The sequence below is a fragment of the Pseudomonas sp. 8_5_2 genome, assembly GCF_059295255.1.
The window spans coordinates 5,540,014-5,564,365 of sequence record NZ_CM181238.1; the positions used below are offsets into that span (position 1 = coordinate 5,540,014).

Genomic DNA, 24,352 nt, shown 5'->3' on the forward strand with positions numbered 1-24,352 from the left:
ATCATACAAATTAGAGAGACAGGAGACTAAAGAACAATCAAACACCCGAGCACATGGAAACACGCACTCACGGGGTAGTATTTTCCGGAAATCTGATACACCTGAAATGGAACTTTAGGTGATCGTAATACCAAAAAAAACGCCCCCGGCCATTCGACCGGGGGCGTTTTCATTCAGCCAGAACTAACTTAGCTGTTCTTGGCTTTCTTGGCAGCGCGGGTACGCTCGCTTTCGTCCAGGATCTTCTTGCGAAGACGGATGGACTTCGGCGTTACTTCGCACAGCTCGTCTTCCTGGATGTATTCCAGAGCCTGTTCCAGGGTGAAGCGAACAGGCGGAACCAGGGCGATGACTTCGTCTTTGCCCGAAGCACGCATGTTGTCGAGCTTCTTACCCTTGGTAGGGTTGACGCCCAGGTCGTTGTCACGGCTGTTCTGGCCGATGATCTGACCGTTGTAGATTTCCTGACCGTGCTCGACGAACAGCTTGCCACGCGCCTGCAGGGTTTCCAGCGAGTAGGTCAGCGCCTTGCCGGTTTCGACCGAAACCAGTACGCCGTTCTGACGGCCGGACATGTGGCCGGACTTGACGGTGTCGTAGCGATCGAAGATCGAAGTCAGGATGCCTGCACCGTTGGTCAGGGTCAGGAACTGGTTACGGAAACCGATCAGACCACGCGCCGGGATGTTGTATTCCAGGCGTACACGGCCCTTGCCATCCGGGACCATGTTGGTCAGGTCGCCTTTACGCAGACCCATCTCTTCCATGACCTTGCCCTGGGCTTCTTCAGGGATGTCGATGGTGACGTTTTCGAACGGTTCCTGCTTCACGCCGTCCACTTCGCGGATGATCACTTCAGGACGGCCCAGGGCCAGCTCGAAGCCTTCGCGACGCATGGTTTCGATCAGAACCGACAGGTGCAGCTCACCACGGCCCGAAACCTTGAACTTGTCTGGGGAGTCGGTTTCTTCAACGCGCAGGGCAACGTTGTACAGCAGCTCCTTGTCCAGACGGTCCTTGATGTTACGGCTGGTGACGAACTTGCCTTCCTTGCCGCAGAACGGCGAGTCGTTGACCTGGAAGGTCATCGAAACGGTAGGCTCGTCAACGGTCAGCGGCTTCATCGCCTCAACGGCAGTCGGGTCGCACAGGGTGTCGGAGATGAACAGCTCGTCGAAACCGCTGATGCAGACGATGTCGCCAGCCTGGGCTTCTTCGACGTCGACGCGGTGCAGACCGTGGTGACCCATCAGCTTGAGGATACGGCCGTTACGCTTCTTGCCGTCGGCGTCGATGGCAACAACCGGGGTGTTCGGCTTGATGCGACCACGGGCAATACGGCCAACGCCGATAACACCCAGGAAGCTGTTGTAGTCCAGTGCCGAGATCTGCATCTGGAACGGGCCGTCACGGTCAACAGCTGGCGCTGGAACGTGGTCGATGACAGCCTGGTACAGGGCAGTCATGTCTTCGCCCATTTCGGCGTGGTCCAGACCGGCAATGCCGTTCAGGGCCGAGGCGTAGACCACTTTGAAGTCCAGCTGCTCGTCGGTGGCGCCGAGGTTGTCGAACAGGTCGAAGATCTGGTCCAGAACCCAGTCAGGACGCGCGCCCGGGCGGTCAACCTTGTTGATTACCACGATCGGCTTCAGGCCGGCTTCGAAGGCCTTCTTGGTCACGAAGCGGGTTTGCGGCATCGGGCCGTCCTGGGCGTCGACCAGCAGCAGCACGGAGTCGACCATCGACATTACACGCTCAACCTCGCCACCGAAGTCGGCGTGGCCGGGGGTGTCGACGATGTTGATGTGGTAGCCGTTCCAGTTAATGGCGGTGTTCTTCGCCAGAATGGTAATACCGCGCTCTTTTTCCTGGTCGTTGGAGTCCATGACGCGCTCGTCGTTGAGCTCGTTACGCTCCAGGGTGCCGGACTGACGCAGGAGTTTGTCGACCAGGGTGGTTTTACCATGGTCAACGTGGGCGATGATGGCGATGTTACGCAGATTTTCGATCACAAGTGTATCTCGATCAGAGGATTCGGTTGCCGCCTAGTCTAGGCGACCAATATGTAAGGTATAAGGCTCAGCGGGCCCGGCGGTCGGGAGGGCGATGGCGGATGCTGCCGCCATACAGCCCTGGCATCTTATGTCGGACGATAAACACGCACATTGGCATGTCCCTCACTGAGCAGGTGGTGTGCGTGCAAACGGCTCATCACACCCTTGTCGCAATACAGCAAGTACTGGCGCGTAGGGTCCAGGTGCTTGAACTTGCTGTTGATCGCATAGAACGGCATGGCCTGGATTTCGACACCTTCCAGCACCAGAGGCTCGTCTTCCTGGGCATCGGGGTGACGAATATCGATGACGATCTGGCCTGGCAACGCCTCGGCCACTTCCTCGATTTCGATGTCCTTGCCCAGTTCATCGATCACGTGGTCGATGGAAATGAACTTGGCGCGTTCCAGGGCGCGCTCCAGCACGGCCATGTCGAACTGCTTTTCTTCGTGCTCCATACGGTGACGCTTGGCATGGGTGGTCGGATTCACCGAGATCACGCCGCAGTATTCCGGCATGTGCTTGGCGAAGTCGGCGGTGCCGATTTCGGTCGCCTGGTCGATGATGTCCTGCTTGTGGCTGGCCAGCAGCGGGCGTAGCACCAGCTTGTCGGTGGCCGAGTCGATGATCGACAGGTTCGGCAGCGTCTGGCTGGACACCTGGGAAATCGCCTCGCCGGTGACCAGCGCCTCGATCTGCAGGCGGTCGGCCATGTGGGCAGCGCCGCGCAGCATCATGCGCTTGAGGGTCACGCCCATGTAGCTGTTATCGACCTTGTTGAGAATCTCGCCGACCACTTCTTCGAACGGCACGCTGATGAACAGCACGCGCTGGCTGCTGCCGTACTTCTTCCACAGATAGTGGGCCACTTCCATCACGCCCAGCTCGTGGGCACGGCCGCCGAGGTTGAAGAAGCAGAAGTGGGTCATCAGGCCGCGGCGCATCATCTGGTAGGCCGCCACGGTAGAGTCGAAACCACCGGACATCAGCACCAGGGTCTGCTCCAGGGCGCCCAGCGGATAGCCGCCAATGCCGTTGTGCTGATTGTGAATCACGTACAGGCGCTGGTTGCGAATTTCGATGCGCACCAGCACTTCCGGGTTCTTCAGCTCGATGCCGGCGGCGCCGCACTGCTGGCGCAACTGGCTGCCGACGTAACGGTCGACGTCCATCGAAGTGAAGTCATGGTGGCCGCCGCGCTTGCAACGTACGGCAAAGTGCTTGCCGGCCAGCAGGTGGCCGAAGTGCTGCTTGCACTTGGCGACGATGTCGTCGAAGTCACCCAGCGGGTACTCTTCTACCTGCAGGAAGTGGGTGATACCCGGGGTGCAGGTGAGGCGTTCGATGATCTCGCGCTGAACCTTTTCGTCTTCGACGCGGGTGACCACCTCGAGATTGTCCCAGACACCATCGACCGCGAGCTCGGGATCCAGATCCTTGAGCACGTTGCGGATGTTCTTGGCGAGCTGGCGGATGAAGCGCTTGCGCACCGGCCGGCTCTTGATGGTGATTTCTGGGAAGACTTTGACGATAAGTTTCATTGGTTAACAGTGCGCGCAGGGCCTGCCGAAAATGAGGGGCGCGAATTATATCGGAAATTGCTCAGGATTTGACCAACTTTTGTACAGAAGGTCGGATTTATATTACCTGCACCGGCCTCATCGCCGGCAAGCCAGCTCCTACAGGCCCTCCACAGGTATCAAGAGCTGGCGCCCTACCTGTGGGAGCTGGCTTGCCGGCGATGAGGCCCTCAAAAAAACACATCAAACAACCAATGCACAATATTGGTGCGCAGCCTGCAGAATTCGCATCTTTAGGGTGCATTTTTCAGGCTCACCCAACCTTCAAATGCCCGCAAACGCCTCCTTTTATCCCTACCTCGCCATTTTCGGGCACTGGCATGCAATTTGCTCCCTTGTGAGGCAGGTAAGCTTGGCCGACTATCCGCGCCTGGCAACACCCTTTTTCCAGGGCAGCGGCCCACCGCGCTCTAGACCCTCCGGAGGACAACATGTCGAAGTCGGTTCAACTCATCAAAGATCATGACGTCAAGTGGATTGATCTGCGTTTCACGGACACCAAAGGCATTCAGCACCACGTGACCATGCCGTCGCGTGACGCCCTGGACGAAGACTTCTTCGAAGTCGGCAAGATGTTCGACGGCTCCTCCATCGCTGGCTGGAAAGGCATCGAAGCCTCCGACATGATCCTGATGCCGGTCGACGACACTGCCGTGCTGGACCCGTTCACCGAAGAGCCGACCCTGATCATCACCTGTGACATCGTCGACCCATCGAGCATGCAGGGCTACGACCGCGACCCACGTGCGATCGCCAAGCGTGCCGAAGAGTACCTGAAGAGCACCGGTATCGGTGACACCGTGTTCGCAGGCCCTGAGCCTGAGTTCTTCATCTTCGACGAAGTGAAGTTCCATTCCGACATCTCCGGCTCGATGTTCAAGATCTTCTCCGAGCAAGGCTCGTGGATGACCGGTGCTGACGTGGAAGGCGGCAACAAAGGCCACCGTCCAGGCGTGAAAGGCGGCTACTTCCCGGTTCCGCCGTTCGACCACGACCACGAAATCCGTACTGCCATGTGCAACGCACTGGAAGAAATGGGCCAGATCGTCGAAGTTCACCACCACGAAGTGGCGACTGCCGGCCAGAACGAAATCGGCGTCAAATTCAACACCCTGGTGAAGAAGGCTGACGAAGTACAGGCCCTGAAGTACGTCGTGCACAACGTTGCCGACGCCTACGGCCGTACCGCCACCTTCATGCCGAAGCCACTGTACGGCGACAACGGCTCGGGCATGCACGTGCACATGTCGATCTGGAAAGAAGGCAAGAACACCTTCTCGGGTGAAGGCTATGCCGGCCTGTCCGACACCGCCCTGTACTTCATCGGCGGCATCATCAAGCACGGCAAAGCCCTGAACGGCTTTACCAACCCGTCGACCAACTCCTACAAGCGTCTGGTCCCAGGCTTCGAAGCCCCGGTAATGCTGGCCTACTCGGCTCGCAACCGTTCCGCCTCGATCCGTATTCCTTACGTCGGCAGCCCGAAAGCCCGCCGTATCGAAGCACGTTTCCCGGACCCATCGGCCAACCCGTACCTGGCCTTCGCGGCCCTGCTGATGGCTGGCCTGGACGGCATCCAGAACAAGATCCACCCAGGCGATGCTGCCGACAAGAACCTGTACGACCTGCCACCGGAAGAGGCCAAGGACATTCCGCAAGTATGCGGCAGCCTGAAAGAAGCCCTGGAAGAGCTGGACAAAGGCCGTGCGTTCCTGACCAAAGGCGGCGTGTTCTCCGACGACTTCATCGATGCCTTCATCGAGCTGAAGAGCGAAGAAGAGATCAAGGTCCGTACCTTCGTGCACCCGCTGGAATACGAGCTGTACTACAGCTGCTGATCTGATCGGCGCCTGGCGCCGATGACATGATCCAGACGGCCTCCCTCGGGAGGCCGTTTTCGTTTCTGCTCCCACAAAAACCTGTACCAGCCACGCTATGCTCTATCTTGGTGCACATTTTTGCTCCGTGCTCCCATTTGCTCGCCAAACTGGTTCAGAAGAAACGTTTCATCCAGAGTTTTTGATCCGATATCGCGCAGATCCAGGCCTTTCTCGTTAAATCCCGCTTCTTTTCGGAGCTTTGGTTTGTTTCTTGCATTTTCTTGTACAAGAATTCGCACCAGCGGATCCAACCTGCGCCCGGCCCTTGCCAAAGGAGTGCCAGGCAAGCGCCAAAAGAGGTCACCGACGCCATATGACCATCAGCGATGCACAGCACCGTCTGCTTCTGGACAACCTGACCACCGCCACGCTGCTGCTCAATGCGGATCTGCGCCTGGAGTACATGAACCCGGCCGCAGAAATGCTGCTGGCCGTTAGCGGCCAACGCAGCCATGGCCAGTTCATCAGCGAACTGTTCACTGAATCGACCGAAGCGCTCAGCTCGCTGCGCCAGGCGGTGGAGCAGGCGCACCCCTTCACCAAGCGCGAAGCGCAACTGACATCGCTGACCGGGCAGACCATTACCGTCGATTACGCCGTCACGCCCATCCTGCACCAGGGCCAGACCCTGCTGCTGCTGGAGGTGCACCCACGTGACCGGTTGCTGCGCATCACCAAGGAAGAGGCCCAGCTGAGCAAGCAGGAAACCACCAAGATGCTGGTGCGCGGCCTGGCCCATGAGATCAAGAACCCGCTCGGCGGCATTCGCGGCGCCGCACAGTTATTGGCGCGCGAGCTGCCCGAAGACGGCCTGCGCGACTACACCAATGTGATCATCGAAGAGGCCGACCGCCTGCGCAACCTGGTCGACCGCATGCTCGGCTCGAACAAGCTGCCATCGCTGGCAATGACCAATATTCATGAGGTGCTGGAACGGGTCTGCAGCCTGGTCGAGGCCGAAAGCCAGGGCTGCATCACTTTGGTGCGCGATTATGACCCGAGCCTGCCCGATGTACTGATCGACAGTGAGCAGATGATCCAGGCCGTACTCAACATCGTGCGCAACGCCATGCAGGCCATCAGCTCGCAGAATGAGCTGCGCCTGGGCCGCATCACTCTGCGCAGCCGCGCCCTGCGCCAGTTCACCATCGGCCATGTGCGTCATCGCCTGGTGGCACGGGTGGAGATCATCGACAACGGCCCGGGCATTCCCTCGGAACTGCAGGACACCCTCTTCTATCCCATGGTCAGCGGCCGCCCGGACGGTACCGGGCTGGGCCTGGCCATTACCCAGAACATCATCAGCCAGCACCAGGGCCTGATCGAGTGTGAAAGCCATGCCGGCCACACCGCCTTCTCGATCTACCTGCCCCTGGAACAAGGAGCCACCGCCTCATGAGCCGAAGTGAAACCGTATGGATCGTCGACGATGATCGTTCCATCCGCTGGGTCCTGGAAAAAGCCCTGCAACAGGAAGGCATGACCACCCAGAGCTTCGACAGCGCAGACGGTGTGATGGGGCGCCTGGCACGCCAGCAGCCGGACGTGATCATTTCCGACATCCGCATGCCCGGCGCCAGCGGCCTGGACTTGCTGGCGCAGATACGCGAGCAGCACCCGCGCCTGCCGGTCATCATCATGACCGCGCATTCAGACCTGGACAGCGCTGTGGCGTCGTACCAGGGCGGTGCCTTCGAATACCTGCCCAAGCCGTTTGATGTGGACGAGGCTGTCTCGCTGGTCAAACGCGCCAACCAGCATGCGCAGGAGCAACAAGGGCTGGATGTGCCGCAGAACCTGGCACGCACCCCGGAGATCATCGGTGAAGCACCGGCGATGCAGGAGGTGTTCCGCGCCATTGGCCGCCTCAGCCATTCCAACATCACTGTGCTGATCAACGGTGAATCGGGTACCGGTAAAGAGCTGGTCGCCCACGCCCTGCACCGCCACAGCCCGCGCGCAGCATCGCCGTTCATTGCCCTGAACATGGCGGCCATCCCCAAGGACTTGATGGAGTCCGAGCTGTTCGGCCATGAAAAGGGCGCCTTCACCGGGGCGGCCAACCTGCGCCGCGGCCGTTTCGAACAAGCGGACGGCGGTACGCTGTTCCTTGACGAGATTGGCGACATGCCCGCCGACACCCAGACCCGCCTGCTGCGGGTGTTGGCCGATGGCGAGTTCTACCGGGTGGGCGGCCACGTGCCGGTCAAGGTCGATGTGCGCATCATCGCCGCTACCCACCAGAACCTGGAGTCGCTGGTGCAGGCTGGCAAGTTTCGCGAGGACTTGTTCCACCGCCTGAACGTGATCCGCATTCACATTCCGCGCCTGGCCGACCGCCGCGAAGACATTCCCACCCTTGCACGCCACTTCCTGGCCCGCGCGGCCCAGGAGCTGGCCGTCGAGCCAAAGGTCCTGAAGCCGGAGACCGAAGAGTTCATCCGTAACCTGCCATGGCCGGGTAACGTGCGGCAGATGGAGAACACCTGCCGGTGGATCACCGTGATGGCCTCCAGCCGCGAAGTGCTGATCGGTGACCTGCCGCCCGAGCTGCTGAACCTGCCGCAGGACGCCGCGCCGGTGACCAACTGGGAGCAGGCCCTGCGCCAATGGGCTGACCAGGCGCTGGCCCGTGGGCAGACCAACCTGCTGGACAGCGCGGTACCGAGCTTTGAGCGGATCATGATCGAGACGGCGCTCAAGCACACCGCCGGGCGGCGCCGGGATGCCGCACTGTTGCTGGGGTGGGGACGCAATACCCTGACGCGCAAGATCAAGGAGCTGGGAATGAATGTGGCGGGTGGGGATGATGAGGAAGGTGAAGACCATTAATCCTTGACGACCTGAACTGACGCATTCGCGGGTGAACCCGCGAATGCGTTTGTGGCGCAAAACCAGACACCGCCCCAATGCACCGATCCTGTGCCCACTGCACCTCCCGAAGGCACAAACCCCCTCAACATCCGGCCAAATCCCCCTGAAAGCCCAGTATTCACGGGCTTTGCAAAACTGGCACGCCCCCTGCAATAGCTATTGCATCACCAGTTTCGGGGGCCCTGGTACAGGCAGGCCGGGTGACCCCTCTTTTATTCGCAACACCGCCCGTTTTGGGGACCCTGGTACAGGCAGGCCGGGACATCCCCTCTTTTATTCGTGCAGCTTCACCTGCACCCGCCAACGCCCATCGTCCTCTGCACCGGCCCACTCGCCGTGCAGGGGGCGCGCGGCCACCACCGTCAGCAACAACCCTTCCTTGCTCCGCTGTACCCGCCAGCTGACGGGCTTGCCCTGCAAGCTAAGTTGCCCCTGCTGGACCTTGCCCTCGGCCTGGAACAACAGCGCAACGGTGCCTTCCACATTCTCCCCATGCAGTTTGGGTTCTGCATTGAACCACAGTTCCAGGCCGTCCTGGACCACCGCCACCTGCTGCAGTTCGCGCTCCTCTGGCGCGGTCAGGCGGCCGATCATCAGCCCGACCATCAAGCCGACAATCGCCAACGACAGCATCACCCGCGGGAACGCCTTCGAACGCACGTCCGGTTCAGGGGTAGAATGCCCGTCATCTTCACGCTTGGAGCCGTGCATGTTTCACGTCATCCTTTTTCAACCAGAAATTCCGCCGAATACCGGCAATATCATTCGCCTGTGTGCCAACAGCGGCTGCGAGCTGCACCTGATCGAGCCCATCAGCTTCGAACTGGATGACAAGCGCCTGCGGCGTGCGGGGCTGGACTACCACGAGTATGCCACGCTCAAGCGCCACGAGAGCCTGGCCGGATGCCTGGCAAGCCTGGGCAACCCACGGTTGTTCGCCTTTACCACCAAGGGCTCGCACTCGTTCCACGAAGTGGCCTACCAGCCGGGCGACGCGTTCCTGTTCGGGCCGGAAAGCCGTGGCTTGCCGGCCGACGTGCTGGACAGTTTGCCGGCCGAGCAACGCCTGCGCCTGCCGATGCGACCAGGGTGCCGCAGCCTGAACCTGTCCAATACCGTGGCGGTGACGGTGTATGAGGCGTGGCGGCAGAACGGGTTTGCCGGGAGCTGATGAACTGCCTGTACCGGCCCTGTCGCCGGCAAGCCAGCTCCCACAGGGACCGCATACAGCTCAGGTCCTGTGCAGTACCTGTGGGAGCTGGCTTGCCGGCGACAGGGCCGGTACAGGCAACAAAAAAGCGCCCCGAAAGGCGCTTTCTTGATAGAGCCAGCGATTACTGCACAGTCGGCGCTTCGCCAGCTTCCTGCATGCGCTGCATTTCTTGCGCGTACAGGGCGTCGAAGTTGACCGGCGACAGCATCAGGGCCGGGAACGAACCGCGGGTCACCAGGCTGTCCAGGGTCTCACGGGCGTAAGGGAACAGGATGTTGGGGCAGAACGCGCCCAGGGTGTGGCTCATCGAAGCTGCATCGAGGTTGGCGATCAGGAAGATGCCAGCCTGCTGCACTTCAGCGATGAAGGCCACTTCGTCACCGTTCTTGACGGTAACCGACAGGGTCAGCACCACTTCGTGGAAGTCACCTTCCAGGGCTTTCTGCTTGGTGTTCAGGTCCAGCGCAACGCTCGGTTCCCAGGTCTGGCGGAAGATCTGCGGGCTTTTCGGGGCCTCGAACGACAGATCGCGCACATAGATACGCTGCATGGAGAACTGCGGGCTGTTGTCTTCTGCAGCAGCGCCGTTGGTCTGTTGGTCAGTCATGGCAGATCCTTATCCTAATGTTTTTGAATGCAGTGCAAATCAGGCCGCCAGCAGCGCGTCGAGCTTGCCGGCGCGCTCCAGGGCATAGAGGTCATCGCATCCACCGACATGGGTGCTGCCGATCCAGATCTGCGGTACCGATGTACGGCCGGCCTTCTGGCTCATCTCGGCGCGAACCTGCGGCTTGCCGTCGACCTTGATTTCCTCGAAGGCCACGCCCTTGCTCTCGAGCAGGTACTTGGCGCGCATGCAGTAGGGGCAGTAGTCGCTGGAATAGACGATGACAGGCTTCATATCACTTCACCAGGGGCAGGTTATCGGCTTTCCAGCTGGAAACGCCACCGCTCAGTTTGGCGGCGTTGTAACCGGCTTTTAGCAGCTCGCGGCAATGCGTGCCGGACTGCTGGCCCATCGCATCGACGATGATCAGGGTCTTCTCTTTGTGCTTTTCCAGCTCGCTCATGCGGGCGGCAAGCTTGTCCTGCGGGATGTTCACCGCACCGACGATGTGACCGGCGGAATATTCCTTGGCCGGGCGAATGTCGATCACCAGGGCCTTGTCGGCGTTGACCAGGGCAGTCAGCTGGCCATTGCTCAGGCTCTGGCCGCCACGACGGATTTCATTGATAAGCAGCAGGACCAGCAGAATGAGGAAGATCGCAACCAGGATGTAGTGATCTGTCGCGAATTGAATCAGGTGAGCAACCATCAGCGGTGTTCCAGGCGATTGAAAATGCCGGCCAGTATACACAGCCCCATGGTGCCACCAAAGCCCGACGGGCCGGCGGGAAAACCAACCTTCATGTTGCTACCACGGGTGCGCCGGTCGGGGGAATGGGACGAATATTCGCCGTGGGTGGCGTATTTGCCCTAAAATGCGTTTCTTTATCATCTTTGAACAACCGTGAGTTTGATTGATGACGAGTACGCCCAAACCCCTGGTCCTGATTATCCTGGACGGCTTCGGCCACAGTGAAATCCCCGAACACAACGCCATCTTTGCCGCCAATACCCCGGTCTATGACCGCCTGCGCGCCAACCAGCCGCACGGCCTCATTTCTGGTTCAGGCATGGATGTCGGCCTGCCGGACGGGCAGATGGGCAACTCCGAAGTCGGTCACATGAACCTCGGTGCAGGGCGCGTCGTCTATCAGGACTTCACCCGGGTGACCAAGGCCATCCGCGACGGCGAGTTCTTCCACAACCCGGTGCTCACCGGCGCCGTGGACAAGGCAGCCAGTGCCGGCAAGGCTGTGCATATCCTTGGCCTGCTGTCCGATGGCGGCGTGCACAGCCACCAGGACCACCTGGTGGCCATGGCCGAGCTGGCCGCGCAGCGCGGCGCGGAAAAGATCTACCTGCACGCCTTCCTCGATGGCCGCGACACCCCGCCACGCAGCGCACAATCGTCCATCGAACTGCTCGACGCCACCTTTGCCAAGCTGGGCAAGGGCCGCATCGCCAGCATCATCGGCCGCTACTTCGCCATGGACCGCGACAACCGCTGGGACCGCGTCAGCGCCGCCTACAACCTGATCGTCGACAGCACCGCCGAGTACAGCGCCGACACCGCCCAGGCAGGCCTGGAAGCCGCCTACGCCCGTGACGAGAGCGACGAGTTCGTCAAGGCCACGCGTATCGGCGAAGCGGTCAAGGTGGAAGACGGCGATGCCGTGATCTTCATGAACTTCCGCGCCGACCGTGCTCGCGAGCTGTCGCGCGCCTTCGTCGAGCCCGACTTCAACGAATTCCCCCGTACCCGCCTGCCAAAACTGGCGGCCTACATCGGCCTGACCCAGTACTCGGCCAAAATCGCGGCCCCTGCCGCCTTCGCCCCGGCCAGCCTGGACAACGTGCTGGGCGAGTACCTGGCGAAAAACGGCAAGACCCAGCTGCGCATTGCCGAGACCGAAAAGTACGCACACGTGACATTCTTCTTCTCCGGTGGCCGTGAAGAGCCATTCGAAGGCGAAGAGCGCATCCTGATCCCGTCGCCGAAGGTCGCCACCTATGACCTGCAACCGGAAATGAATGCACCTGAAGTGACTGACCGCATTGTCGAAGCCATCGAGCAGCAGCGTTACGACGTGATCGTGGTCAACTACGCCAATGGCGACATGGTCGGCCACACCGGCGTGTTCGCAGCCGCGGTCAAGGCGGTTGAAGCGCTGGACACCTGCGTCGGGCGCATTGTCGAGGCCTTGGCCAAAGTGGACGGCGAAGCGCTGATTACCGCCGACCATGGCAACGTCGAGCAGATGGAAGACGAATGCACCGGTCAGGCGCACACCGCGCACACGACCGAGCCCGTGCCGTTCATCTATGTGGGCAAGCGTAACGTCAAGGTACGTGACGGCGGGGTGTTGGCTGATGTCGCGCCGACCATGCTGAAGCTGCTGGGGCTGGAAAAGCCGGCGGAAATGACCGGTACTTCGATCCTGATCGACGCTTGATTCTGAGTAGGGGGCCGCGCTGCGGCCCATCGCCGGCAAGCCAGCTCCCACAGGTAACGTGCACAATTTCAAGGCTTGTGGTGATTTTGTGGGAGCTGGCTTGCCGGCGATTGGGCTGCAAAGCAGCCCCTTTGCACATGAATTCCAGACAAACGCCCCCCTGCACCCGCAGCGAGGCGTTTTTTTTGCCTGCCCAGGCGGGCATACTAGGCCAGTCTCCATCCCTGGTACGCCAAACCCCATGCTTCGCGCCCTGATTCTCCTAGCCCTGTCATGCCTGCTCAGCCCGGCCTTCGCCGACGAGCGTGCGCAGACCCAGCAGCAACTGGACGCCACCCGCCAGGATATTGCCGAGCTCAAGAAGACGCTGGGCAAGCTCCAGGAAGAAAAGGCCGGTGTGCAAAAGGACCTCAAGACTACCGAGACCGATATCGGCAAGCTGGAAAAGCAGGTGGAGGCCCTGCAACAAGAACTAAAAAAGACCGAGGGCGAGCTGGAGCGCCTTGATACCGAGAAAAAAAAACTCCAGAGCGCCCGCGTTGAACAACAGCGGCTGATCGCCATCCAGGCCCGTTCGGCCTATCAGAACAACGGCCGTGAGGAATACCTCAAGCTGCTGCTCAACCAGCAGAACCCGGAAAAGTTCGCCCGCACCCTCACCTACTACGACTACCTGAGCAAGGCGCGCCTGGAGCAACTGCGCACCTTCAACGAGACCTTGCGCCAGCTGGCCAACGTCGAGCAGGAAATCTCCAGCCAGCAGGAACAACTGCTGGCCCAGCGTGCCGACCTCGACAGCCGCCGCCAGGCCCTGGAAGCCGAGCGCGGCAAGCGCCAGCAGGTGCTGGCCAAGCTCAACAGCGACGTCAAAGACCGCGACCAGAAGCTGCAGGCGCGCGAGCAAGACCAGGCCGACCTGGCCAAAGTCCTCAAGACCATTGAGGAAACCCTGGCGCGCCAGGCCCGCGAGGCCGAAGAAGCACGCCAGAAAGCCCTGCTGGCCCAGCAGGAAGCCGAAAAACGCCGCCAACAGGAAGCCCTGGCCGCCGCCGCTGCCCGCGACCAGGCCCGCGAACCCGTGGAGCCGCCGAAAAAGGCCCGCACCACCCTCGGCCCGATGGTTTCCAGCGACAGCGCCAGCTATGGCGGAGCTTTTTCTGCCGCACGGGGCAAACTTCCGTGGCCAGTCAATGGTCGATTGCTGGCACGCTTCGGTGATGCCCGCGGCAGCGATGCACGCGCCAAGTGGGACGGGGTGATGATCAGCGCCAACCCAGGCACCCAGGTGCGGGCCGTGCACGGCGGGCGGGTGGTCTTCGCTGACTGGTTGCGCGGCGCGGGGCTTCTGGTCATTCTCGACCATGGCAACGGTTACCTGAGCCTGTACGGCCACAACCAGAGCCTGCTGAAGAGCGCCGGTGATATCGTCAAGGCCGGTGAAGCCATTTCCACCGTTGGCGACAGCGGTGGCCAGGACACGGCAGGCTTGTACTTCGCCATCCGCCAGCAGGGCCGGCCTACCGACCCTTCGCAGTGGTGCCGGGGCTAGTCACATTTATACGGGGTAGCCTGAGGGCTGCACCGATGCTCCGCAGGGAGCGCTTACAGGATCAGGAGTTCGTTCGACATGCTGCACTCGCCTCGTCTCACCCAGCTGGCCCTGTCCATCGCCCTGGCGGTCGGCGCGCCCCTGGCCATTGCTGCGGAAAAGGCCCAGCCTGCTCCGGCGGCAGCCGTACCGGCCACCGAGGTGACTGCCAAGGCACCGCTGCCGCTCGAAGAATTGCGCACCTTCGCCGAGGTGATGGACCGTATCAAGGCGGCCTATGTCGAGCCGGTGGACGACAAGACCCTGCTGGAAAACGCCATCAAGGGCATGCTCAGCAACCTCGACCCGCACTCGGCCTACCTCGGCCCCGAGGACTTTCAGGAGCTGCAGGAGAGCACCAGCGGCGAGTTCGGCGGGCTGGGCATCGAAGTGGGCCAGGAAGACGGCTTCATCAAGGTGGTGTCGCCGATCGATGACACCCCGGCCTCGCGTGCCGGTGTGCAGGCGGGCGACCTGATCGTCAAGATCAACGGCGCCCCGACCCGCGGCCAGACCATGACCGAAGCTGTCGACAAGATGCGCGGCAAGATCGGCGAAAAAATCACCCTGACCCTGGTACGCGACGGCGGTAACCCGTTCGATGTCACCCTGGCCCGCGCGGTCATCCAGGTCAAGAGCGTGAAAAGCCAGCTGCTGGAGAACGACTACGGCTACATCCGCATCACCCAGTTCCAGGTCAAGACCGGCGACGAAGTCGGCAAGGCCCTGGCCAAGATGCGCAAGGACAACGGCAAGAAGTTGCGCGGCGTGGTGCTGGACCTGCGCAACAACCCGGGCGGCGTGCTGCAGTCGGCGGTAGAAGTGGCCGACCACTTCCTGACCAAGGGCCTGATCGTCTATACCAAGGGCCGCATCGCCAACTCCGAGCTGCGCTTCTCGGCCGACCCGGCCGACGCCAGCGAAGGCGTGCCGCTGGTGGTGCTGATCAACGGCGGCAGCGCTTCGGCCTCGGAAATTGTCGCCGGGGCCCTGCAGGACCAGAAGCGCGCCGTGCTGATGGGTACCGACAGCTTCGGCAAAGGCTCGGTGCAGACCGTGCTGCCGCTGGCCAACGACCGTGCCCTGAAGCTGACCACCGCGCTGTACTACACCCCCAACGGCCGCTCGATCCAGGCCCAGGGCATTGTCCCCGACATTGAAGTGCGCCCGGCCAAGCTCACCGCCGAAATCGACACCGACAACTTCAAGGAAGCCGATCTTCAGGGCCACCTTGGCAACGGCAACGGCGGCGCCGACCGCCCGACCGGCAGCAGCAAACGCAAGGAGCGCCCGCAGGATGACGACTTCCAGCTGAGCCAGGCACTGAGCCTGCTCAAGGGCCTGAACATTACCTCGGGTAAATGATCCAGCCCATGCGTTATCTGCTGTGCCTGCTGTTCTGCCTGGTCGCCGGTGTCGCGCAAGCGGCACCGGCGGGCAAGGCGTACATGAGCATCATCATCGACGACCTCGGCCAAAGCCCCGAGCGTGACCGCCGCACCCTTGCCCTGCCCGGCCCGGTAACCATGGCGATCATGCCCGACACCCCCCACGCCAGCGACTTCGCCCGCCAGGCGCACAAGGCCGGCAAGACGGTGATTCTGCACATGCCCATGGACCCGGCCACCGGGCCGTACGCCTGGCACCCGGGCCTGCCCATCGAGGAACTGGCCAGGCGCCTGGAGGCCGCGCTGCTCAAGGTCCCCTACGCTGCAGGCATCAACAACCACATGGGCAGCCGCATGACCGCACAGCGCGCGCCGATGGCCTGGCTGATGGCCCAGTTGCAGCAACGTCACCTGTTCTTCGTCGACAGCCGCACCAGCGCCGCCACGGTGGCGGCCGCCGAGGCACAAGCGCAAGGGTTGGCGCATGTCTCGCGCGATGTGTTTCTGGACGACGTACGCACCACCGAGGCGATTACCGGGCAGCTGCAGCAGGGCATTGCCCTGGCGCGCAAGCAAGGCTCGGCGGTGCTGATCGGACACCCGTATCCACAGACGCTCGAGGTACTGGCACGCGAGCTGCCACACTTGAAAAGCCAAGGCATCACCCTGGTCACACTGCACCAGATGATCGCCGAGCGAAGCAATCAGGCCATGCCGGCGCATGGTAAGCATGGCCGCTACAGCAACCGCTGAACGGCCTGCCTGCTCAAACGAAAGGAATGATTCCCCTGGCCTGCTCCAGGGTCAACCTGCCGCGGTGCACCCGCTCACCCGCAGCAGATTCCGCGCGGTTGCTCATGCTGCGCTGGCGCCACGTCTTCAGGTGACCGTGAGTAAATTCCTCGGCAAAGGCATCAGCAGCCAGAAAATGAAAATGCGCGGCCCACAGATTCCGGCCCTGAGAATCGCCGGGTTTGGTCAAGCGCATGATCTTGTACTCGTCGAACGTGCTGCCGTCGTGCATCGTCTTTCTTGCGATGTATTCGACCTTGATCAGCCCCTGCTGATGCAGGAACTGCAATGCCTGGGCAGAGGGGTAGTGTGTGCCGGTATAAAGCGTCGTCAGTTGCAGGTTTTTGTCCGACCGAAGCCGATCCGCAGCGCTTTCCAGTTGCCTGACCAAAGCGTCGCCAGAGCCTTCTTCACGCAAGTCGGCCACCACCCGGTCGAGCTTCTCGAGCTGCCCATCGAATAGTTGAGCGAGCAAGCCCGCCTTGATGTCGTTGGCGACATAGGCTTTGGCCTTGCTCTCGATAACGGCATTTTCGTCCAGCAGCGCTTGTACGCGCATTGCCAGATCCGTTGAAGGGGCGGGCCCGGGCGATGGAATCGGCTGCGCTTGTCGTTGCCGCCATTGGCCGTCTACCCAGTCGAATGTGGCCAGGACTTCGTTGGAAAAGGACTCGCGAATTTCGACGATACGCTGCCCGTCCTGCTCGACTTCAGTACCGATCAGCAACTGCCCCTGGTTGTTGCGTACCACCCGGTGCTGGCCGCTGGAGGCACTGTAAGGCGCTCGCGTGCCAGTGGCTGCAGACCCCTCCTGCTCCTGAACGGCTTCGACCAGACGACGGCCAGCATCCAGTTTGAGCTTCTCGACATGTGCTCGATATCGCTCAAGCATGGCGGGTTCTATGTGTTGCCCTCCGGCCGTCAGGATGCTGCTACTGTTGAGTATTGCCGCCGAGTATTCGTCCCACGCTTCCTGCAGGATACCAATGCGGTCTTCAGCCGACAGGTTGACAAAATCGAGTACGCCATGCGCGCCTGCAGCGTTGCGCAGTGACGAACCTTTGAGTTCGCTTCTGTAGGTAGCAAGCGTCTCTCCCACACCAGCAACATCATCATGCAGTGACAGGTCAGCCAGGGTAATTATCTGATTGAAGCGCAACTGAACTGTAGAGACATTGCGCAAGGAGATCATTTGCCTGACGGTCAACGTCTCCCCGCCCAATAGACCGTTGATCTGGAGCTCATCAGAAGCATTGGCCAAGAGATTGTCCAGACGTTCGTACGCCAGAAGCATACGGTCCTTGAACCCTGCCAGCACCTCGAGTTTGCTCCGCCACAGCAAATAGACTTCGATGATTTCGTCTCCCGTGGCGGCTATCAGACGCTCCTGTAATTCGCTGAGCTCCCTGATTTCTGCCAACGTCTGTAGCTCGCGGAAGACGAAGTGGCTGTCGCGGATCAGCCGGACCCTGAGCGCAACCTCGGTCTCCGGCACGATCGTTCCCCAATGCCCTGCTGCGCGCTCAGTGGCGTACTTCGCCTCCTGCATGGCGGTCAGTAGCGGCAACAGTTGCTCTTCCTTGTGCAGTACCTGCTCGAGCTTGGCGACCGTTTCTTTGCGCAGGTTCAAAAGGTCCGCTTGCCATTGCGCAATGCGCTCGTCGTATTGGCTTATGGCCGCCCGCGCAGCGGCAGTATCACTGCCCTGGGGTTGCTCATCCACTTTCGCCTGAGCACCCGCCCTGATCCCTTGGAGTTTTGAAAGTTTATCCCGCTGCGCAATGATGCTCTTGCCCAGCGTGGCGAATTCGGTTCTCAGACTGCGGGCCTGCACTTCGAGCGCGCTGGCCGAGGACGACAGCTTCTTGAAGCGCTTGCTGATATTCAGGCTCAGGGCGCTAGCCTCCATCCCCCCGATACCCATGCCCGCATTCACTCGCCAAACGCCATCGAAAGGAATCAGCCATGCCCCGTAGCGGCCCTGAGCATCAACCACACGCGCGCCGATGCTCGAAAGCTCTACGCGATATACCTCACCGGCAAGGCTTGCATAGTAGCTGTCACCCATCTGGTACAGGCCAGCCGCATCACCCACGGTATGAGGTTTGACTCCGTTGAGTGACACGCTTGAACGCATGGCCAGCAGCTTTTCCCTCTGACGCAGGGGCAACGAGTTGAACCCCTGGCGGCCTCGGAATGAAAAGTCTGTGTATTGCCCGAAATAGGCGGGCAAAACCTCGCCAGCGTTTTCAGCGCTTTGAACTGGCTTCACCGCTAGCTCCGAAAACGCTCCGCTCTGTGGCGGAGGGCATTCGAACGCCGAGGCATCAGGCAACCCGCTCTCAGGGGTAACCTCCAGCTTCGGATGATGAGCATGCAAAAGGGTCATGCCCATGTTCAGCAACAGGTCGGCAATTGCAGCAGACCGCTCAAAGTCATTTCCTTGCTCAAGCGCCTGAAGGTCCGCTTGCAAGGCGCTCAGCGATTGTACCAACCAGGCCACGCTGGCCACCGGCCCGCGAACCAGCAATGTCGCCACATCGAACAACAGCCATGCACCTTCGCACAGGGTTTGCCAGCGGCTCTCTGCGTTGGACACCGACTGCTGGTCCGCCAGCATCAACAAGACGTCGCGGTTAGCTGCGTAAAGCCTTTCATCCACATTATTCCGCCAGAACTCAATCGCCAGTTCAACGGGCTCTGGGCGCTCTGGCAGCGCATAGGGGTCGATGCCGATGGCAGTGACATGCGGTTCACTGAAACCGCCGTTGTCGTAGACGCTGCGCACGGCGGGGTCCATCCAGTCGAGGATGCCGGCCTGCAACAGCCGGGATTCGCGCACATGTTCAAGCACCGCGGGAAGGCTTGCATACTCGCGAAGCGTGTCTTGCCTGAACAAGGGCCGATAAAGCAGTACCAAAGAAGGCTCGGCGCAAAACAACATATACATGCAATGAACCGGATCACTTTGACGCGAGTGCTGGCTACGCCTGAACGCCAGGGGAACCAGCATCATCCGCGGGGTGTCTGGGTCTACATGTCCTGCGCAATAGTCGACAACGCATTGCAACCCGCCCTCCTTCACCTTGCCATCGAGCTTGGCAGTGATGGCACTCTGTAGCAGCGCGCTGCGCCACTCTCTTGCAAAGCGCCTTATCCGTTCAGGCCGCCGGCCACTGTCATCAAGTTGGCCTGCAACATAGGCCGGATAACGGCCACCGATGTCTACCTGAGTGACCAATCGCCTGGCTGCTTCGGCGTCCAGCCACGGCGGCGCCTCACTGCCGTCTCGGCGGCGAACCTTTTCGATAGCCGCGCCCTTCAGGGAGACAAGATTGCCAATGGCGAACTCAGTAAGGCTCTTGCTGCCGACGAATACCAGTGGCTCGCCGCCACCCGCACCTGCTGCCGGCCCGCCAGGCTCCCCACGCGCCAGGTACAGGTCCAACAGCAAATCGTCGGGCGAGCTGTCGTCACTGTAGTCAGCGTGTATCTGTTCAACGAGTTGCTCGCGGGCGTATTCATTCAATGTCTGGACGCCATCCAAGGCTGCAACACCGTCCGAATCGAGCTGGTCGAGCGCAAGTTGCAACAAGCCGGCGTGGCAGGCAAAGCTGTTTTCAGCCGTGCTTCTGCGCCAGCCGGGGGGGGGCTGTACCGCAGCGGTATCATCGGCATAGCTGATGAACCAGGATGACGGGGCGCTCAACTGGGCAAAGCGCTGCTCAAGTTCCGTCACATCGGTAATGCCCCGGTAGGCTAACCTCTCGACCCTGTTGAACAGGGTTTCGAGCAACAGTGAAACCTGCTGAGCAAAAATGTTGCCTTCGGCCGCGTAGCGAGTCCAACTCAGCTGCTCGAAGCTGTAGCGTTGCGCTAGCTCGTCACGCAGGGCGCGGCCGAATGCGCCCAACGACCCGAAGCTTCGCACCACACCCGACGGCGCACACCAAAGCACCACCTGCTGCTCGTCCCACTCGCCGGTCACCAGCAAATTGCACAATGTTTCCTCGGTGGTCACCGTAGCGCTGGTCAAAGTCGCTTTCACCAACCATACCGAGGGCTGATCTGCCCCGCCACGGATCAGGCCGCGAATGCAGGCTTGCTCCTTTTTATCCAGCGCCTGCAACGGCAAGCCACGCAGTAGAGCGGACTTCAGCAGCAGCTGTAACCAAAGATCGCGGCTTACCCCAGCGCTCCCCTGCTCGCTCCAGTAGGCCAGTTGCGCCTCACAAAAAAGCTGAGGCAACTGTTTTACAAGATTATCGAGCACGTTCGACACACCGCTCAATTGGCGGGTATCGAACTCGCTGGTTGAGCCGGCAAAGCGATGCGTGGCCAACAGCCCCAGATTATGGTGACGCCCGTCGACGGGTTCGATATCCAGCGGCGGTGGTTCAAGCAGAGCCAGCAGCACCCTGTCGACAAATGGCTGGGTCGTCCAATAGTCCGTGTCGGGCTCCGGGCTATCGAGCATCAGCGGATCAGCGCTGATCAGGGTAGGACTGACAAATGCCAGCCATGGCAGTTCGGCCAGCAACACCTTGAGCAGTTGCTCGCTGGCAACCTGTCGCAGCGTCGGGCGATCACCAAACTGCAGGGCCGCAGCGTGTTTGAAGTCGAAGGTAGGAATGTCGGGAGCGATCATGCAGCAGGCCTCCAATGGCAAAGCCGGTAGGCTGCTGCAAGCAATCACGGTGCCCGCGCTACATAAAGCTCAGACATGAAAAAGGCCTTGCTCTCTCGAGCAAGGCCTTGGGCGTTACAGTTTGTGTATCAGCTATACACACGCCCCAGCAACTGCCGGTGGCTTTCGAACTGGTCCAGCACATCGCGTACGATCTGCTCCGGCGCAAAGCCCATCAGGTCGTATTCCTGGCTGCCGTCGTGCAGGTACACCTCGGCACGGTAGAAGCGCTGGCGCACTTCCGGCTCGCCTTCGACCGGCGCTTCGCTCGGCGCAGCCATGTAGCCGTCCAGGCTCACTTCATAGACGAACGGGTTGCCCTCTTCCATCATCACCCGCAGGCCCATCATGTTGCGCGACTGGCCAACCCGGGTTTCCACGTCGAAGCCCAGGGTCTGCAGTTGCGCAGCGGCTTCTTTCAGCGCCGGGCTGACCTGCTTGTCCATGAACCGCTGGACCACGGCCTGGGTCGGCTGCAATTCCAGCTGGCCCAGGCGCTCGCTGAAGCCGCGACGGCCACGGGCGGCCAGTTCGGCGCGCTCCTGCTCGACGACCACGTCCTGCTTCATGGCCTTGTACAGGCCGAACATGAACAGCACCAGCACCACCGAGAACGGCAAGCCGGCCAGCACCACCATGGTCTGCATGGCTTCGAAGTTGCCGGCGAACAGCAGGCCAATGGTGACCAGGGTGATGATGACCGACCAGAACACCACCATCCAGTGCGGGGCGTCTTCGTCGACCTTGCCGCCCTTGCACGAAAGGTTGGCCATCATCACCGCGCCCGAGTCGGCCGGGGTGAGGAACAGCACGAAGCCGACGAACACTGCCACACCAATCACGATCTTCGCCGCGGGGAAGTATTCCAGCAGCTGGTAGATCGACATCGACGGCTGCTCCAGCGCGGTCTTGCCCAGCTCGACAGCACCCTGGTTGATCACCAGGTCCAGCGCGGTGTTGCCGAAGATCGACAGCCAGGCCAAGGTGAAGCCCAGCGGGATCAGCAGCACACCCATTACCAGCTGGCGCACGGTGCGGCCTTTGGAGATACGGGCAATGAACATGCCGACAAACGGGCCCCAGGAAATCCACCAGGCCCAGTAGAACACGGTCCACAGGCCCAGCCAGCGCTCGGACTTGTCGCCCGACCCTTCATACACGTACAGGTCGAAGGTCTTCAGGACGATGCCGTTGAGGTAATCCCCCACGTTCTGCACCAGGCCATTGAGCAGGTGCAGGGTCTCGCCACCCAGCAGGACGAAGATCAGCAAACCGCTGAATAGCATGATGTTCAGGTTGGACAGGCGGCGGATGCCGTTTTCCACACCCGAGACCGCAGCCACGGTAGCCACACCGGCCATGACCAGGATCACCATCAGCAAGTTGGTCTTGCTGTGGTCCATGCCGAACAGGTATTCCAGGCCCGAGGACACCTGCATCGAGCCGATGCCCAGGTTGGTCACCAATCCCAGCAAGGTCACGAACATGCCGAAGATATCCACCGCGTTGCCGGCGGCGCCCTTGACCCAACGCTCCCCCACCAGCGGGTAAAGCGCCGAACGCAAGGCCAACGGCTGGTTGTGGCGGTAGGCAAAGTAACCCACGGCCAGGCCGACCAGGGCGTAGATCGCCCAGCCATGCAGGCCCCAGTGCAGGAAGGTCAGCTGCAGCCCCTGGCGCGCGGCCTCGAGGCTGGCAGGCGTGCCTTCGGGCGGGTTGAAATAGTGGTCCAGCGGCTCGGAGGCGCCAAAGTACAGCAGCGAGATGCCGATACCCGAAGAGAAAAGCATGCCGGCCCAGGCGCCGTAGCTGAAGTCGGGCTGGTCGTCCTTGCCGCCCAGCTTGAGGCTGCCATAGTCGGAAAACGCCAGGTAGACGACGAACACCAGGTAGCCGCAGATGACCAGCATGTAGTACCAGCCAAAGGTGCGCGTCAGCCACTTCTGGGCCACGCCCAGCACCTGGCCGGCGGTTTCGGGTACAGCGATCAGCAAGGCAGTCAGAACGAGGATCATCAGCGCCGAGGTGAAGAACACCACGCGGTTGACCCGTACCCTCTCGGCGGGGGGTTTGGTAAGGGAGGCAGAACTCATTGCACGAATGCTCCGGGCAGTACGGCTGTGGAGGCTAATCAGTCTTTCCCGAGCAATTGGTGGAATATCCCCACTGCGTCAGGTGTTATAAAAGCACCCTGGAAACCGCGATCCCGAATCGATACGTTGCAAAAAACAGACAGGTGGCCCGTTGAAAAATGCCACGCCGCCGCTTGGGTGCGCGCATTCGTCACAGATTACCGCGCCCGCTCCAAGGGCCTGTCGCAGGGCGCAAGACCGTACGGCAGAATCTGCATTTCGCATCGCTCATGCCCGTCAACGCCTTGTATTCCGGGGGTTACGCGATTTCCTGGGGTGTCAATCCGTGCCCTGATGACCGCTCGAAAGAGTGTCAATGGCACAAATTGTCGCAGAGCTTATTCTTTATTGATTGAACGTTCAATCAAAACAAAATAGACTGGTCTTCGCCGAGTCAGCCGCCCGTCGTCTGCTCGCAGGCCTGAGGAGATAGCAAGATGCCCAAGGTCGGTATGCAACCCATCCGCCGCCAGCAGTTGATCGAAGCCACGTTGCAGGCGGTCGATCAGGTCGGACTGGGGGACGCCAGCATTGCGCTGATTGCCCGTTTGGCCGGTGTGTCGAACGGCATCATCAGTCACTACTTTCGGGACAAGAACGGCCTGATCGCAGCGACGATGGGTTACATCATGAGCATGCTCAACGAAGGGGTGCGGGCACGCCGCCTGGCCCTGACGGACGACAGCCCGCGTGCCCACCTGAAAGTGATCATCGAGGGCAACTTCGATGCCAGCCAGGTGAACGGCCCGGCGATGAAAACCTGGTTGGCCTTCTGGGCTTCCAGCATGCACCAGCCCGATTTGCACAGGTTGCAGCGGATCAACGACCACCGCTTGTATTCCAACCTGTGCTGCCAGTTCCGCCGCGCCCTGCCGCTTTACCATGCGCGCAAGGCTGCCCGCGGCCTGGCGGCTCTCATTGATGGCCTGTGGCTGCGTGGTGCCCTGTCGGGTGATGCATTCGACACCGACCAGGCGATACGGATTGCTTACGAATACATGGATCTACAACTGGCTAAACAGCACACCCTGGGCACCCATGACCAGGCTGCTGATCAAGCACGCACGGCCCTTGCCAACTCGGCAGGAGCGTGACGCGCAAGCC

The 24,352-nt window shown here is 61.0% G+C and carries 17 protein-coding genes; 9 read left to right on the forward strand and 8 right to left on the reverse strand.

All coding sequences use genetic code 11. The features are described 5' to 3' along the window. Positions 1-188 precede the first annotated feature (188 nt). Together typA and thiI are read right to left on the reverse strand one after the other, a co-directional pair. Positions 189-2,012, reverse strand: a complete 1,824-nt coding sequence (gene typA, locus AC5O5R_RS25350; RefSeq protein ID WP_172227184.1) for a translational GTPase TypA — start codon at positions 2,010-2,012, stop codon at positions 189-191. Between the two features lie 128 nt (positions 2,013-2,140). Next, positions 2,141-3,595, reverse strand: coding sequence for a tRNA uracil 4-sulfurtransferase ThiI (thiI, locus tag AC5O5R_RS25355; protein ID WP_172227186.1), 1,455 nt, complete (start codon positions 3,593-3,595; stop codon positions 2,141-2,143). Positions 3,596-4,065: 470 nt separating this feature from the next. On the opposite strand from thiI, the gene glnA reads away from it, so the two are divergent. The 3 genes from glnA (at position 4,066) to ntrC (ending at position 8,346) form a co-directional block, all read left to right on the forward strand. Continuing rightward, a complete protein-coding gene (gene glnA, locus AC5O5R_RS25360; protein WP_172227188.1) occupies positions 4,066-5,472 on the forward strand; it encodes a type I glutamate--ammonia ligase in 1,407 nt (468 codons plus the stop codon). Between the two features lie 355 nt (positions 5,473-5,827). Further along, the gene (glnL, locus tag AC5O5R_RS25365; protein ID WP_172286635.1) at positions 5,828-6,913 is read left to right on the forward strand and encodes a nitrogen regulation protein NR(II); all 1,086 of its coding nucleotides are present in this window, start codon (positions 5,828-5,830) and stop codon (positions 6,911-6,913) included. Then, on the forward strand, positions 6,910-8,346 hold the full coding sequence (ntrC, locus tag AC5O5R_RS25370) for a nitrogen regulation protein NR(I) (RefSeq protein WP_172233324.1): 1,437 nt from the start codon (positions 6,910-6,912) through the stop codon (positions 8,344-8,346). Before glnL ends, ntrC begins: the two co-directional genes overlap by 4 nt. Positions 8,347-8,661: 315 nt before the next feature. On the opposite strand, the gene AC5O5R_RS25375 is transcribed toward ntrC, so the two are convergent. Then, positions 8,662-9,099: a hypothetical protein gene (locus tag AC5O5R_RS25375; protein ID WP_172219831.1), complete on the reverse strand. Its 438-nt coding sequence runs from the start codon at positions 9,097-9,099 to the stop codon at positions 8,662-8,664. Here AC5O5R_RS25375 and trmL point away from each other — a divergent pair. Continuing rightward, positions 9,098-9,559, forward strand: a complete 462-nt coding sequence (gene trmL, locus AC5O5R_RS25380; RefSeq protein ID WP_172219828.1) for a tRNA (uridine(34)/cytosine(34)/5-carboxymethylaminomethyluridine(34)-2'-O)-methyltransferase TrmL — start codon at positions 9,098-9,100, stop codon at positions 9,557-9,559. The two genes, AC5O5R_RS25375 and trmL, sit on opposite strands and share 2 nt — an antisense overlap. 163 nt (positions 9,560-9,722) lie before the next feature. Here the strand turns inward: trmL and secB are convergent, their stop codons facing one another. The 3 genes from secB to AC5O5R_RS25395 are packed head-to-tail and all read right to left on the reverse strand — an operon-like array spanning position 9,723 to position 10,917. Next, positions 9,723-10,208 carry a protein-export chaperone SecB gene (gene secB, locus AC5O5R_RS25385; protein WP_172219825.1) on the reverse strand — a complete coding sequence of 162 codons (486 nt, stop codon included), beginning with the start codon at positions 10,206-10,208 and terminating at the stop codon, positions 9,723-9,725. 39 nt (positions 10,209-10,247) lie between these two features. Continuing rightward, on the reverse strand, positions 10,248-10,502 hold the full coding sequence (grxC, locus tag AC5O5R_RS25390) for a glutaredoxin 3 (protein ID WP_003249204.1): 255 nt from the start codon (positions 10,500-10,502) through the stop codon (positions 10,248-10,250). 1 nt (position 10,503) lies between these two features. Further along, the gene (locus AC5O5R_RS25395; RefSeq protein ID WP_172219822.1) at positions 10,504-10,917 is read right to left on the reverse strand and encodes a rhodanese-like domain-containing protein; all 414 of its coding nucleotides are present in this window, start codon (positions 10,915-10,917) and stop codon (positions 10,504-10,506) included. A gap of 208 nt (positions 10,918-11,125) precedes the next feature. Here AC5O5R_RS25395 and gpmI point away from each other — a divergent pair, with 208 nt between their 5' ends. From gpmI to AC5O5R_RS25415, 4 genes are all read left to right on the forward strand, one after another. Further along, the gene (gpmI, locus tag AC5O5R_RS25400; protein ID WP_172219819.1) at positions 11,126-12,661 is read left to right on the forward strand and encodes a 2,3-bisphosphoglycerate-independent phosphoglycerate mutase; all 1,536 of its coding nucleotides are present in this window, start codon (positions 11,126-11,128) and stop codon (positions 12,659-12,661) included. A 241-nt stretch (positions 12,662-12,902) separates the two neighbouring features. Beyond that, positions 12,903-14,210, forward strand: a complete 1,308-nt coding sequence (locus AC5O5R_RS25405; protein ID WP_172219816.1) for a murein hydrolase activator EnvC family protein — start codon at positions 12,903-12,905, stop codon at positions 14,208-14,210. Positions 14,211-14,288: 78 nt separating this feature from the next. Continuing rightward, complete coding sequence (locus tag AC5O5R_RS25410; protein ID WP_172219813.1) at positions 14,289-15,614, forward strand: S41 family peptidase; 1,326 nt, start codon at positions 14,289-14,291, stop codon at positions 15,612-15,614. 8 nt (positions 15,615-15,622) lie between these two features. Beyond that, positions 15,623-16,390 (forward strand): divergent polysaccharide deacetylase family protein, encoded by a 768-nt coding sequence (locus tag AC5O5R_RS25415; protein ID WP_172219810.1) that lies wholly within the window; start codon positions 15,623-15,625, stop codon positions 16,388-16,390. Positions 16,391-16,403: 13 nt separating this feature from the next. Here AC5O5R_RS25415 and AC5O5R_RS25420 read toward each other — a convergent pair whose 3' ends face one another. Both AC5O5R_RS25420 and AC5O5R_RS25425 read right to left on the reverse strand, forming a co-directional pair. Continuing rightward, positions 16,404-21,077 (reverse strand): dermonecrotic toxin domain-containing protein, encoded by a 4,674-nt coding sequence (locus AC5O5R_RS25420; protein WP_494514817.1) that lies wholly within the window; start codon positions 21,075-21,077, stop codon positions 16,404-16,406. 128 nt (positions 21,078-21,205) lie between these two features. Then, on the reverse strand, positions 21,206-23,209 hold the full coding sequence (locus AC5O5R_RS25425; protein ID WP_218584433.1) for a BCCT family transporter: 2,004 nt from the start codon (positions 23,207-23,209) through the stop codon (positions 21,206-21,208). A 476-nt stretch (positions 23,210-23,685) separates the two neighbouring features. Here AC5O5R_RS25425 and betI point away from each other — a divergent pair, with 476 nt between their 5' ends. Then, positions 23,686-24,342: a transcriptional regulator BetI gene (betI, locus tag AC5O5R_RS25430; RefSeq protein WP_172219801.1), complete on the forward strand. Its 657-nt coding sequence runs from the start codon at positions 23,686-23,688 to the stop codon at positions 24,340-24,342. Positions 24,343-24,352 lie beyond the last annotated feature (10 nt).